Origin of the sequence: Flavobacterium rhamnosiphilum, from assembly GCF_004349195.1 — a bacterium.
GTDB lineage: Bacteria > Bacteroidota > Bacteroidia > Flavobacteriales > Flavobacteriaceae > Flavobacterium > Flavobacterium rhamnosiphilum.
Window position 1 is genome coordinate 63,611 of record NZ_SMLG01000012.1, and the last position, 13,688, is coordinate 77,298.

The following is a 13,688-nucleotide window of genomic DNA, read 5'->3' on the forward strand; positions in this document are numbered from 1 at the left end:
GTTTATTTCATTACTTATTGTTATTTTTAGGAATTGAACCATGCCGTTATGACAGAAATAGATTTAGAAAAAGAAAACAAAGCAATTGCTCAAGAATACAAAGAATTACTTCGCATAAGCTACCAAACCTTAACTCCGGAAGGCAAAAAACTTATTCGTAAGGCTTTTGATGTTTCAGTAGATGCGCATAAAGATCAACGAAGAAAATCAGGAGAAGCTTATATCTTTCATCCTATTGCTGTGGCAAAAATTGTTGCCTCGGAAATAGGTTTGGGAGCCACATCCATTGCCGCCGCTTTATTGCATGATGTTGTCGAAGACACGCTAATGACGGTTCCGGACATCGAACGTTTGTTTAATCCAAAAGTAGCACAACTTGTTGAAGGTTTGACCAAAATATCATTGGTTCAAAAGGATTTGAATGCATCATTACAAGCCGAGAATTTCCGAAAAATGATTCTTACACTGAATGATGACGTTCGAGTAATTCTGATAAAACTAGCCGATCGTTTGCACAATATGCAAACTATGGAATCGATGCAGGAAGACAAACAAACCAAAATTGCATCGGAGACTTTGTATATATACGCTCCATTAGCGCACCGATTGGGTTTATACAACATAAAAACAAAGCTGGAAGATTTAGGATTAAAATATACGGAACCAGCAGTTTATAATGATATTGTAAGCAAAATAAAAGAAACCAAGGAAGAGCAAGATGCCTACATTGCTGATATTACAGCCGTTCTAAAAACAGCTTTGGATGAAGAAGGAGTCGAGTATATTATAAAAGGTCGTCCAAAATCTATCTACTCAATTCGACGAAAAATGAAAGCGCAAAACGTAAGCTTCGACGAAGTGTATGATAAGTTTGCGTTGCGCATCGTTTACAAATCTAATCCTCATGACGAAAAATTTATTGCCTGGAAGATCTATTCTATCGTAACAGATCATTATAGACCAAGCCCAAGTCGTTTACGTGACTGGATTTCGTCACCAAAATCTACCGGTTACGAAGCGCTGCATATTACCGTTATGGGACCAAAAGGCCGCTGGGTCGAAGTTCAGGTTCGAAGCGAACGCATGGACGAAATTGCCGAAAAAGGATATGCTGCACATTACAAATATAAAAATGGTGCTACTGAAGAAAGCGGTCTCGATGTTTGGCTAAACTTATTAAAAGAAGCCCTGGAAAGTTCAGAAACGAATGCAGTAGATTTTGTGGAAGATTTCAAAATGAATTTATATTCTAAAGAAATCTTTGTATTTACTCCAAAAGGAGAAATAAAATCATTGCCTAAAGGTGCCACTTCACTTGATTTTGCTTTCAGTATTCACTCTGAAATAGGAATTAGAACTAGAGGAACTCGTGTCAATGGGAAATTAGTTCCTTTGAACTTCGAATTAAAAAGTGGCGATCAAATTGAAGTTATCACCTCACAACATCAAAAACCAACTTCCAACTGGCTGGATTATGTAACTACTTCCAGAGCCAAAACGAAGATAAAAAATGTTTTAAACGAAAACACCAAGAAAATTGGCGAGGAAGGAAAAGAACTCCTTACTCGAAAATTAAAACATTTAAAAATAACGTTAAATGAATCAGTGGTTAACGAATTGGTTAACTTTTTCAAACTAAAAACGAGTTTAGATTTGTTTTATAGAGTGGGAATTGGTGCTATTGAAAATCAGCAACTCAAAGACTACGCAGCACAAAAAAGCAATACTTTCATTAATTTTTTCAAAAATAAAATGAAACGTTCGCCAAGCACTGCTGATGAAGACATTCATAAACCAATCATAAGCAGTAACTATGATTTACTTGTTTTTGGAAAGGAACATGACAAACTGGATTATAAATTATCGCCTTGTTGCAACCCGATTCCGGGTGATGATGTATTTGGATTTGTAACGATCAACGAAGGAATAAAAGTGCATAAAAAAGATTGTCCAAACGCCATTGGGATGCAATCTAATTATGCCTACCGAATAATGACCGCCAAATGGATTGACTCTTCACAAGAAGAATTCAAAGCCATCATAAACATAACCGGAATGGATGTTTTAGGACTTACAAACCAATTAACAAAGGTGATTTCAAACAATATGCATGTTAATATTCAGAGTATTTCTTTGAGTACTGATGCAGGAATTTTTCATGGTCAAGTTGCCGTAATTGTTCAAAACAATACTATTTTGAAAAAAATGATCAATAACATCAAAAAAATTGACGGAATCGATAAAGTAACAAGGGTTTATAAAACATAGAAAAAAATCCAGTTTTTAGTTTCAAATCTCCGTTTATTCAACCTGAAACTAAAAAACTTGAAACTAAACAAACCTGAAACTTTATACTTTAAACTAAAAAATTTATCTTTGCCCGCATATGACACTCATTTCCACAGATAACACCAAAAACCAAGAAATTGTAAAAAATGTTTTTACAATGTATCTTGAAAAAAAAGGACATCGCAAGACTCCTGAACGTTATGCTATCCTTCAGGAAATTTACGATAGCGAAGAACATTTTGATGTAGAGAATCTTTATATCAAAATGAAAAATAAAAACTATCGTGTGAGTAGAGCAACTCTTTACAATACGATTGAATTGCTATTGGATTGTGCTTTAGTGCGTAAACACCAATTTGGACAAAATCAGGCACATTATGAAAAATCATATTTTGACAAACAGCACGATCATATTATAATGACTGATACTGGTGAAGTAATCGAGTTTTGTGATCCAAGAATTCAAAGTATCAAAAAAACAATCGAAGAAATATTCGACATAGAGATTACCAACCATTCCTTATATTTATATGGAATAAAAAAACAAAAATAGTATGGACAACTGACTAGTTGTCCCTTCAAAATATCACTAACTACAAAATAACAGATAGAATGACCGTAGATTTATTACTAGGATTACAATGGGGAGATGAAGGAAAAGGAAAAATTGTTGATGTTCTAACTTCAAATTATGATATTATCGCTCGTTTTCAAGGAGGTCCAAATGCAGGACATACCTTGGAATTTGACGGAATAAAACATGTTCTTAGAACTATTCCTTCTGGTATTTTTCATAAAACGGCTGTAAACATCATTGGAAACGGAGTAGTAATTGATCCTGTAGTTTTTCAAAAAGAAATCGAAGGTCTTGAGAAATTTAATTTAGACATCAAAAGCAAATTAATCATTTCAAGAAAAGCACATTTAATTTTGCCAACGCACCGTTTATTAGATGCTGCTTCTGAGGCTTCTAAAGGGAAAGCAAAAATAGGTTCTACATTAAAAGGAATTGGTCCAACGTATATGGACAAAACCGGAAGAAACGGTCTTCGTGTAGGCGATATCGAATTAGAAGATTTTGCAGATCGTTACAGAGCTTTGGCTGACAAGCATGAAGCAATGATTAAATTCTACGATGTTGCTATCCAATACAATCTTGAAGAATTAGAAAAAGAATTTTTTGAATCCATTGAAGAATTAAAAAAACTGGATTTTATAGATAGCGAAGAATATTTGCACCAAGCTCAAAAAGCTGGTAAATCAATATTATGTGAAGGTGCTCAAGGTTCATTATTGGACGTTGATTTTGGAACCTATCCATTTGTAACTTCATCTAATACTACCGCTGCTGGTGCTTGTACCGGTTTAGGAATTGCTCCAAATAAAATCAAGGAAGTATACGGAATTTTCAAAGCTTACGTAACACGCGTAGGAAGTGGTCCATTCCCTACTGAACTTTTTGACGAAGATGGTGCAACTATGGCACGTGTAGGAAATGAATTTGGATCTGTAACCGGAAGACAAAGACGTTGTGGCTGGTTAGACTTAGTAGCACTTAAATATGCTGTTCAGATTAATGGTGTAACGCAACTGATGATGATGAAAGGTGATGTACTTTCAGGATTTGAAACTTTAAAAGTATGTACGGAATACAATTATAAAGGAGAGAAAATTTCTCATTTCCCTTATAACATCGAACCAGAAAATGTAACTCCAGTTTATCAGGATTTCAAAGGATGGAAACAAGATTTAACTGGTATGACAACGTATGATGAATTACCGACAGAGTTGAAAGAATACATTGAATTCATTGAAAAAGAAGTGGAAGTTCCTATCAAAATAGTTTCTGTAGGTCCAGACAGAAAGCAAACTATTCTAAAATAAGATTACTAAACGCTCTGAAAATTCAGAGCGTTTTTTTTAGTTTAAAAACCAATCCAACCGAATGAAAAATCCAACTATTAAAATACAAAAAACCGAATTGCTCTCTGATAATTGGTACATTTTAAACAAAGTAACTTTTGACTATCAGAAAAAAGACGACTCCTGGATTACCCAAAAAAGAGAAGTCTATGATCGAGGAAACGGCGCTGCCATTTTATTATACAACACACAACAAAAAACAGTTATTTTAACGCGACAGTTTCGCTTGCCAACGTACCTTAACGGAAATGAAACCGGAATGATGATTGAGGTTTGCGCAGGACTTCTGGACCAAGACAATCCAGAACAATGTATCATTCGAGAAACTGAAGAAGAAACAGGATACCGTATTTCTAAAGTAAAAAAGGTAATGGAAACCTATATGTCACCCGGTGCCGTAACCGAAATTTTATACTTATTTGTTGGCGAATACGATGAATCCATGAAAGTGAGTGACGGTGGCGGAGTGGAACATGAAGAAGAAAATATAGATGTGATGGAAATGTCTTTTGACGAGGCGTATTCTATGATTGAATCTGGTCAAATGCAGGATGCAAAGACCATTATGTTATTACAATATGCCAAAATAAACAGTCTTATTTAATGAATAATACGACTAAAGGGGTTTTATTTGCCTTATTAGCTACCTTTCTTTGGTCAGTAAATATGGTAATTGCCAGTGGCATAAAAGGTCATATTCCTCCTATTGGATTGGCTTTTTGGCGATGGACTGTTGCTTGTATCGTTTTGGCTCCGTTTGCTATAAAAAGCACTTATAAAAGTTTCAAAATTGTAAAGAAACACATCCGGTATCTTACGCTTACGGCTGTATTGGGCATCACTATTTTTAATACGCTGATTTACTTTGCAGGAAGAACAACGAGCGCAGTCAACTTATCGTTAATAGCGATTTCGATTCCGCTATTTATTGTTGTACTCTCCAGGATTATTTTTAAAGAGAAAGTTTCCAATATAAAAATAGTGGGAATTGCAACCATAATCACAGGAGTTTTAGTCCTTATTTCCAAAGGTTCCTTACAAGCATTACTCAATATCAGCTTCACAATCGGGGATTTATTGATGCTTGTGGCTTGTTTCTTTTTTGCTTGTTACACTATTTTAGTACGCAAAAAACCAGATGAGTTAACCCCAAAAGTATTTTTGTTTAGTGTTTTTGTAATTGGTACAATTTTACTGTTCCCTTTTTACATGTATGAACACATGTATTATAAAAAAGTGATTTTTAACACTAAAACAGTCATGGTAACCACCTATGTAGGCATCTGCGCTTCCTTAATTTCTTTTTATTTATGGAACGAAGCCATTCGATTAATTGGCACATCAAAAACAGCATTAATTTATTATTTAATTCCCGTATTCAGTGGGATTCTGGCGTATTTTTTTCTTAATCAAGCTATTTTACTAACACAGATTATAAGCATGGGAATCATTATTTCCGGGTTATTAATTACCAATAAGAAGTAACTATTCAGTTTTTTTATTACTAAATCAATTAGTAATTTCAACAATGAGATTAAGAGGTAAAGAGAAAATTTGAAGAAGTTCTAAATTGCATTAAAAAATTTCAATGACTTACTGTTTGGTGTTATATGTTAAAAAAAAGCAGAGTGAAAATAAATTCATTCTGCTTTTTGATTGGTAAGATCTTCTAAAAAATCACTATTTATTAGGCTGCGGTGTCATTCTTAAATACGGTTTTACTCTTTCGTAGCCTTTTGGAAATTTAGCAGCTATATCTTCATCCTTAACCGCTGTCGAAATTACCACCTTATCACCATCTTTCCAGTTTGCCGGCGTTGCTACGCTGTATTTAGCAGTCAATTGTAAACTATCAATTACACGCAATAATTCGTCGAAATTTCTACCGGTTGACGCAGGATACGTCAAGGTCAATTTTATTTTCTTATCTGGTCCAATTATAAAAACGGAACGAACCGTGAAACTCTCATTTGCATTGGGATGAATCATATCATATAATTCAGCAACATGCTTGTCTTCATCAGCAATTATAGGGAAATTTACTGTTGTATTTTGAGTTTCATTGATGTCTTTAATCCACTCCATGTGCGAATCCACTCCATCAACACTCAATGCGATTACTTTTACATTTCGTTTTTCAAATTCAGGATAATAATTGGCAACTGTTCCTAACTCAGTGGTACAAACAGGTGTAAAATCAGCTGGATGGGAGAATAAAACACCCCAAGAATCTCCTAACCATTCATGAAATTTTATTTTTCCTTGTGACGTTTCTGCTTCAAAATCAGGAGCTATATCGCCTAATCGTAATGTTGCCATACTTGTTTATTTTATTGATTAGTAACACTGTAAGGTATTGAAATAAACGCAATATAAGGAGAAAACTAATCTTAAAATTCTACTAATTTTTATGAAACTTAGAAAATAATAATTCAAAAATAATGCAATTAAGAAACCAAATGCCCTAGCCCTGATCGCAACGGCATCCTTTTGTTTTTTTCTTTAAAAAACAAAAGATACAGTGCAGAGCAGGAAATAGCTCCTGAAAATAAATTTAGAATGTATTATTTCTTCTTTAAATTGGGCAAAAAGAGTGCAATAATTCCTATCAAAGGCAAATACGCACAAAGATAATACACATACGTGATGCTGGTGTGATCTGCAAGATTTCCCAATAAAGCAGAACCCAAACCTCCCATTCCAAAGGCAAAACCATAGAAAAGACCGGAAACCATTCCGAGTTTTTTAGGCAATAATTCTTGTGCAAAAACCAAAATAGCGGGAAATGCAGAGGAGATTATGGTTCCAATTAAGACTGATAAAACGCCTGTCCAAAACAAATCGACATACGGCAACAATAAAGTAAAAGGTGCTGCTCCCAAAACCGAAAACCAAATCACATATTTTCTTCCAAATTTATCGCCTAATGGCCCACCAATTAAAGTTCCGATTGCACAAGAAGCTAAAAACAAAACCAAATGAAATTGCGCTTCCTGAACCGACAATCCAAATTTTTCGATTAAGTAAAACGTAAAATAACTGGACATACTTGCCATGTAAAAGAATTTTGAAAATATCAAAACCATCAAAATTCCCACCGAGATTACAATCGTTTTTTGAGACAAATTAGGCAAATCGATTACTGCTTTCTTGGTACTTCTCAAACTCAAATGGTTTTGATACCACAGCGCGATTCTACTCAAAACAATCAATCCGATAATGGCAACAACCACAAACCAAATAATGTAATATTGTGAATTTGGAACCACAATTAATGCCACTAATAAAGGTCCGATTGCTGTCCCGGCATTCCCTCCCAACTGGAAAATGGATTGCGCCAAACCACGCTTTCCACCAGATGCCAAAAAGGAGATTCGGGAAGCTTCAGGATGAAAAATGGAAGAACCAATCCCAACCAAAACAACCGAAATTATAATCATCGAAAAACTGGAAGCATACGATAAAAACACAATTCCGGATAAGGTAAACAGCATTCCAAAAATTTGAGAAAAAGGCTTTGGTCTTTTGTCCGTATACAAACCAACCAAAGGTTGCAATATAGAAGCCGCCAATTGATACGCCAAGGTGATTAACCCGATTTGTGTAAAAGTTAAATTGAAATTTTCCTTTAAAATAGGATAGGCTGCCGGAATAACGGCTTGTAATAAATCATTCAATAAATGGGCGAATGCAATGGAAAATAATACGGAGTAAACGGTTTGCTGAGCAATAGGAGTTGTATCAATTTTTGATACATTATCAAGAGATGAATTCATATTTTTAAATAAAACGATATTAATAACTATTGGTCCAAATTCGTTTCAGAAAATTTAAACAAACTGAACCACAAAATACCAAAATAACAAGGTGATAAACGATAATGGAATTCCAAAACCAATCATCATGCTGCATAAACGGGGCTTTAAACCGTGGGTAGATGCTAAAATACAAGCTGTAATCATGGGTGCCATCGCTGACTCCATTATGGCAACTTGAATAATTTTAGAATGCTGTTGCAAAATTACGACATACAACAAGTAAATGAGAGCCGGAGTCACTATTAATTTATACAAAAGACCCAGTCCTAAAAACTTCCAATGCTTACTTTTCCTGTCAAAACGCAGTTGCAAACCAACAGAAAGCAAAGCCAGCGGAGTCACACTACTTCCCAATTTTTGCAATAGAATCTGAACGTAATCCTGAAAATCAACATTAAAAACATTCATCAAACAGGCTACCAAAAAAGTTATAAATGGTGGGAAAAGAAGAATTTTTTTGGCAATTTGAAAACCGTTTGGGCTTCCGGTCGAATATACGGTTGCCACGAGAATTGCCAATGTAGAAAGCACGACAAAAGAACCAGGTTGATCGACTAAAATAGCCGTTTTCAAACCTTCTTCGCCATATAATGCTTCAATTATTGGGAAGCCTAAAAAGGAAGTATTCCCTAAACCGGCAGTTATAATTAAACATCCGATGAGTTTTTTAGACCATCCGAATTTGCTTCCTAAAAAACTGAAAAACAAATACGAAACGACAAACCCAATCCATGATACACCAATTGGCAAAAGCAATTCAGTACTCCACTCTATTTTTGGAATATAGTACAAGGCCAAAGCTGGAAGACAGATATAAATGACAATCTTGTTTAATAGCTTGTAAACATTTACTACAGGAAATGCTTTTACATTTTGCAGTACAATGCCCAGGAATAAAAAAACAAAGATTAGAATGAAGTTATTCATAATTACGAATTGGATACAAAAATACCATTTAAATTTATTCAGGGGAATAGAAAATCCTCATTTAGATTTTTTGATTATGTTAAAAAACAAAAAATTGGTAATTCTATTTTTAATTGTATATTTGCAATATATTTTATTACAGTATGATTTCAGGTAAATTTGCAATAACAATACATATCCTTACATTACTCACTAAATTCCCAGATGAATACTTATCTTCTGAATTTATAGCGGGAAGTATCAACTTACATCCTGTTTTGGTCAGAAAAGAAATAGCAAACCTGAAAAAAAATAGTATTGTAGAAAGCAAAGAAGGCAAAAATGGAGGAACGAAATTATTAAAATCGGCCGCAAAAATTTCATTAGACACTATTTTTAGAATGACTTTTGACACTGTTAGCTTTGGATTCTCAAAAAATGAACCGAATCCGAATTGCCCTGTTGGAAAACAAATCAATAAAAATTTAGAAAATTTATATGGAAAAATCAATGAAAAAATCAGCCTACAATTAAGCAGCATTTCATTGGAAGATTTTTCAAATCAATTTTAAACCATTTTTTTAAACAAAACTGTAACATTTTTTATTACTTAATAAATATACTATTATGAAAATCGCAATTATCGGAGCCACAGGATTTGTAGGCTCACACATTTTAAATGAATTGGCCAGTCGTAATCATGAAATTACAGCCATTGTCAGAAATCCAAAAACGACAGATGACAAAAATATTAAATGGGTTAAAGCAGATGTTTTTAACGTCGATGAATTAGCAAAAACTGTAGAAAATCATGATGTGGTTGTCAATGCCTTCAATCCAGGCTGGGCAAATCCAAACATTTATGATGATTTTATTGCGGGTTCTAAAGCAATTCAAGAAGCTGTGAAAAAATCGGGCGTAAAACGATTTATTACAATTGGCGGCGGCGGAAGTTTGTACGTTGCTCCCAATCTTCAAGCAGTTGACACCCCTGATTTCCCAAAAGAATACCATGCAGCAGCCACGGCAGCAAGAGATTATTTGAACATCATTAAAGAGGAAAAAGATTTGGATTGGGCATTTTTTAGTCCTGCGTTTGAAATGCATCAAGGCATAACTACAGGAAGAACTGGTAAATACCGTCTGGGATTAGAAAATCCAGTTTTTGATGAAAATCAAAGAAGCATTTTATCCGTTGAAGATTTAGCAGTCGTTATTGCTGATGAAGTTGAAAACCCAAAACATCATCAGGTTCGTTTTACAGCAGCGTATTAATTCTATATATTTTCTTAAATAAAACAGTTTCATAAGGCAGTTGCTTTTTGAAACTGTTTTTGTTTTCACTACTTTTACTTTTCAAATAAATTATTTTGCCAAATAAAAAACATCATCCAAGCGCCTTAAACGAAAAACCCGGAATTTCTCCTCCTGAAATCATCAGCGCTGTTGCTGTTGGGCATATTCAGCAATTTAGAAAAATACAACCTTCGGCAAAAGAACTCGTTGAAGGGATTTTAGCGGGAAATATAACTGTTCTGAGCCGTGCGATTACCTTAGTGGAAAGTACGAATGTAAGCCATTTGACAAAAGCCAATGAAGTAATAAATGCCTGTTTGCCTTATGCTAACAAATCTGTCAGAATAGGAATTACCGGTGTTCCCGGTGTTGGAAAAAGCACCTTTATTGAAGCTTTTGGAAAATACTTGACCGGTTTAGGAAAAAAAGTTGCGGTACTTGCCGTTGATCCCAGCAGTACGATTTCGCATGGAAGCATTTTGGGTGATAAAACCCGAATGGAAGAATTAGTTAAAGACAAGAATGCTTTTATACGTCCATCAGCTTCGGGAGAAACATTAGGTGGTGTAGCTCGAAAAACCCGAGAAACGATTACTCTTTGTGAGGCTGCCGGTTTTGACACTATTATTATAGAAACGGTTGGCGTAGGACAAAGCGAAACCGCCGTTCACAGCATGGTTGATTTTTTTCTTCTATTAAAAATTTCAGGAGCAGGCGATGAATTGCAGGGTATCAAACGCGGAATCATGGAAATGGCCGATGCTATTGTCATCAACAAAGCTGATGGTGATAATATTAAAAAAGCAAATTTAGCTAAATTAGAATTCAATAGAGCATTGCATCTTTTCCCTGCAAAAAAATCCGGTTGGACACCCACAACTGCTGCTTGCAGTGCCATTACCCATGAAGGAATACCCGATGTTTGGGAAACCATTCAAAAATTCCTGGAACTGACAAAAGGCAATACTTATTTCTTTGAAAAAAGGAAAGAACAAAACCAATATTGGATGTTGGAGACCATCAACGAGCAATTGAAAACCAATTTTTATAACCATCCAGAAATTCAAAAGTCATTAGAACAAAACAAAAAAGCGGTGCAAAATGATGAAATTTCACCCTTTGCAGCCGCTCAAAAATTATTAAATCTGTACCAAGATTCTAAAAAATCACCCTAATCCCTTTTCCACTTTTTCGGAAAACAGCGATTTATTTCTTCTTATCCCTAAGTTTATATTTTTTCTCTTTATATAAATTCCCTGCCATAATAACGTGTGCTAAAGCATCTTTTGCTAATTCAGTATTTACTTTAACAGGAATAAAAGTAGTATCGTTCTTAATTTCAAACTGTAACGGATTTAAGTTTGGCTGCATGATTACGACTTGATTATCAACTCTAAAAGCGTTGATGTCGTTAAACTGCATAATAGACCTTCCTTTTGTGGATGCATTCAAACTGTTTAAATTTCTTCCAACCATCGGGGTTTCAAATTGAGCTCCGAGATAACTCAATAAAGTTGGCGGAATATCAATTTGACTGCTTAATTTATCATATACTTTTCCTTTTGGAACATTAGGTCCAATTATCAAAGCAGGAATATGAAACTTATTTATAGGAACTAAATTTTTTCCGTAGGTTCTTGTATTGTGATCTGCAATAACAATAAAAATAGTGTTTTTAAAATAGGCCTCTTTTTTAGCTAATTCAATAAATTTGCCAATTGAAAAATCAGCGTATTTCATAGCATTGTTTACTGTTGCAGGCTTTTTGTCAAAAGGCTTAATTCTGCCGGAAGGATACTCGAAAGGTTCGTGATTAGATGTAGAAAACATTAACGAAAAGAACGGTTTATTTCCTTTGGATTTAAAATAATTATTAGCTTTCACCACCAAATCCTCATCGGAATAACCCCAAGTTCCCTTGAAAGCATATTTATTCCCGTCTTTGTCGAAATCATCCTGATCGACAATGTCTTCAAAACCATTTCCATTGAAAAAAGAAGCCATGTTATCAAAATTAGCCATGCCGCCATAGATAAAACTGGTGCTGTAGCCTTTTCTTTTTAAAGCATCCGCCAAAGTAAAAAATCCTTGTTGTGAATTTCCAAGTTTCACCACACTTTCAGATGGAGAAGGAAGAAATCCAGTTATAACGGCTTCAATTCCTCTTACACTTCGCGTTCCGGTGCAATACAAATTGGTAAACAGCAATCCTTCCTTAGACAGTTTATCGAACTCCGGAGTTAATGGTTTTCCTCCCAAAATCCCAACGTATTCCGCTCCAAGGCTTTCTTGTAAAAAAACAACAAGGTTATACGGTCTTTTTAAAAGAGAATCGGGTTCTTGATTATGAAGAAATGGAATCGATGGATCGGTAAAATCAGTTTCTGGCACATTCATGTATTTTTTTACGCGGGCAGTCGCCTCGGCTTCATCCATTTTGCCATACATCTTAGTATTACCTTCATTTTTTATCGAATAAGCGGCAAAAGCAACGGTGTAAAAGGAGTTTAATCCTAAGCAATTTGTTAATTGATCCGTTGAAAAAACAGCATTACTCGCATTAATGGGTCTTTTTGAAGTAAGGCTGGAACGCGCACCAAAAAAAAGAAAAAAAGCAACAAACGGAAAAATAATCAGCTTGAATTTGTAATCCGATTTTTGAGTGTGAAATAATGTATTCCCTTTTTTTATGGCAAAATACAACGTGATTCCTAAGATTAAAAAAGTAACGATTATAGAAGTTAAATAGCTTTTTAACAACATCCCGACAACTTCTTTTGGATAAATCAAATAATCTAAAAAAATCTTGTTTGGGCGCGTATCATATTGCTTAATAAAATCCGGCGTTGCCAATTCTACAAAAAGAATCAAAAAGAGAAATAAAAAACTATAAAACACTACAATTTTATTCGTGTATTTTACAATTTTACTGGGCAAAAAGGTAATTAAAACTGCGGGAAGAAAAGACAAATAACACAACAGTATTAAATCCATTCGGAATCCAATTGGAAAAATGTGCCAATACTCTTGAGTTTCTACTACCCTGTCTTTAAAAAGAAAAAATAAAAATATTCGACTTAAAGTAGTTATTAGCAATCCTATTGCTATGAAATTGAAAACAGGTTTCAGAAAAGCTAATCTTCTCATTTAAAAGGGATATTTTACTTTACAATTATTATTTAGAAAAATTATTTAGGAGTATCTAATTGTTTTCTTGCATTTTATTTTCATCACTAAACCAATCATAAGTATATTTAATTAAAAATATACCCACAATAATTTTAGCAACTTTAGCTGTTAAATAACCAAAATCATGTCCTAAATCATAGGAATAATTATTTTCAGAGATTGTCCTAAAATTCAAAGGAAAAAAACCAAATATTCCTTTTAACACTAATCCAACTCCACATAAAGCCAAAAAAACTACAAATATTTTTTTCATAAAACTTGATATTT

The 13,688-nt window shown here is 34.2% G+C and carries 13 protein-coding genes; 8 read left to right on the forward strand and 5 right to left on the reverse strand.

Annotated elements, in window-relative coordinates; translation table 11 throughout:
• Positions 1-48: 48 nt before the first annotated feature.
• From E0I26_RS14050 to E0I26_RS14070, 5 genes are all read left to right on the forward strand, one after another.
• Positions 49-2,268: a RelA/SpoT family protein gene (locus E0I26_RS14050; RefSeq protein WP_131917075.1), complete on the forward strand. Its 2,220-nt coding sequence runs from the start codon at positions 49-51 to the stop codon at positions 2,266-2,268.
• Between the two features lie 118 nt (positions 2,269-2,386).
• A complete protein-coding gene (locus E0I26_RS14055; protein WP_035670620.1) occupies positions 2,387-2,842 on the forward strand; it encodes a Fur family transcriptional regulator in 456 nt (151 codons plus the stop codon).
• A 59-nt stretch (positions 2,843-2,901) separates the two neighbouring features.
• Complete coding sequence (locus E0I26_RS14060) at positions 2,902-4,173, forward strand: adenylosuccinate synthase (RefSeq protein WP_131917076.1); 1,272 nt, start codon at positions 2,902-2,904, stop codon at positions 4,171-4,173.
• A gap of 61 nt (positions 4,174-4,234) precedes the next feature.
• Positions 4,235-4,816: a GDP-mannose pyrophosphatase NudK gene (gene nudK, locus E0I26_RS14065; RefSeq protein WP_131917077.1), complete on the forward strand. Its 582-nt coding sequence runs from the start codon at positions 4,235-4,237 to the stop codon at positions 4,814-4,816.
• Positions 4,816-5,697, forward strand: a complete 882-nt coding sequence (locus E0I26_RS14070; protein ID WP_131917078.1) for a DMT family transporter — start codon at positions 4,816-4,818, stop codon at positions 5,695-5,697. The genes nudK and E0I26_RS14070 overlap by 1 nt, the downstream gene beginning before the upstream one ends.
• A gap of 195 nt (positions 5,698-5,892) precedes the next feature.
• On the opposite strand, the gene E0I26_RS14075 is transcribed toward E0I26_RS14070, so the two are convergent.
• The 3 genes from E0I26_RS14075 to E0I26_RS14085 form a co-directional block, all read right to left on the reverse strand.
• Entirely contained in the window at positions 5,893-6,531 is a 639-nt protein-coding gene (locus E0I26_RS14075) for a peroxiredoxin (RefSeq protein ID WP_131917079.1), read from the reverse strand.
• A 245-nt stretch (positions 6,532-6,776) separates the two neighbouring features.
• The gene (locus E0I26_RS14080) at positions 6,777-7,988 is read right to left on the reverse strand and encodes an MFS transporter (RefSeq protein WP_131917080.1); all 1,212 of its coding nucleotides are present in this window, start codon (positions 7,986-7,988) and stop codon (positions 6,777-6,779) included.
• A gap of 54 nt (positions 7,989-8,042) precedes the next feature.
• A complete protein-coding gene (locus E0I26_RS14085; RefSeq protein ID WP_131917081.1) occupies positions 8,043-8,957 on the reverse strand; it encodes an AEC family transporter in 915 nt (304 codons plus the stop codon).
• A gap of 143 nt (positions 8,958-9,100) precedes the next feature.
• Between E0I26_RS14085 and E0I26_RS14090 the strand changes: the two genes are divergently transcribed.
• The 3 genes from E0I26_RS14090 to meaB all read left to right on the forward strand — a co-directional run bounded on the left by E0I26_RS14090 (position 9,101) and on the right by meaB (position 11,407).
• The gene (locus E0I26_RS14090; RefSeq protein WP_131917082.1) at positions 9,101-9,508 is read left to right on the forward strand and encodes an RrF2 family transcriptional regulator; all 408 of its coding nucleotides are present in this window, start codon (positions 9,101-9,103) and stop codon (positions 9,506-9,508) included.
• A 55-nt stretch (positions 9,509-9,563) separates the two neighbouring features.
• Positions 9,564-10,211, forward strand: a complete 648-nt coding sequence (locus E0I26_RS14095; RefSeq protein WP_131917083.1) for an NAD(P)-dependent oxidoreductase — start codon at positions 9,564-9,566, stop codon at positions 10,209-10,211.
• A gap of 95 nt (positions 10,212-10,306) precedes the next feature.
• Positions 10,307-11,407, forward strand: coding sequence for a methylmalonyl Co-A mutase-associated GTPase MeaB (gene meaB / locus E0I26_RS14100; RefSeq protein ID WP_165929455.1), 1,101 nt, complete (start codon positions 10,307-10,309; stop codon positions 11,405-11,407).
• Between the two features lie 31 nt (positions 11,408-11,438).
• Here meaB and E0I26_RS14105 read toward each other — a convergent pair whose 3' ends face one another.
• Positions 11,439-13,379, reverse strand: a complete 1,941-nt coding sequence (locus E0I26_RS14105; protein WP_131917085.1) for an LTA synthase family protein — start codon at positions 13,377-13,379, stop codon at positions 11,439-11,441.
• 55 nt (positions 13,380-13,434) lie between these two features.
• Positions 13,435-13,674 (reverse strand): hypothetical protein, encoded by a 240-nt coding sequence (locus E0I26_RS14110; RefSeq protein ID WP_131917086.1) that lies wholly within the window; start codon positions 13,672-13,674, stop codon positions 13,435-13,437.
• Positions 13,675-13,688 lie beyond the last annotated feature (14 nt).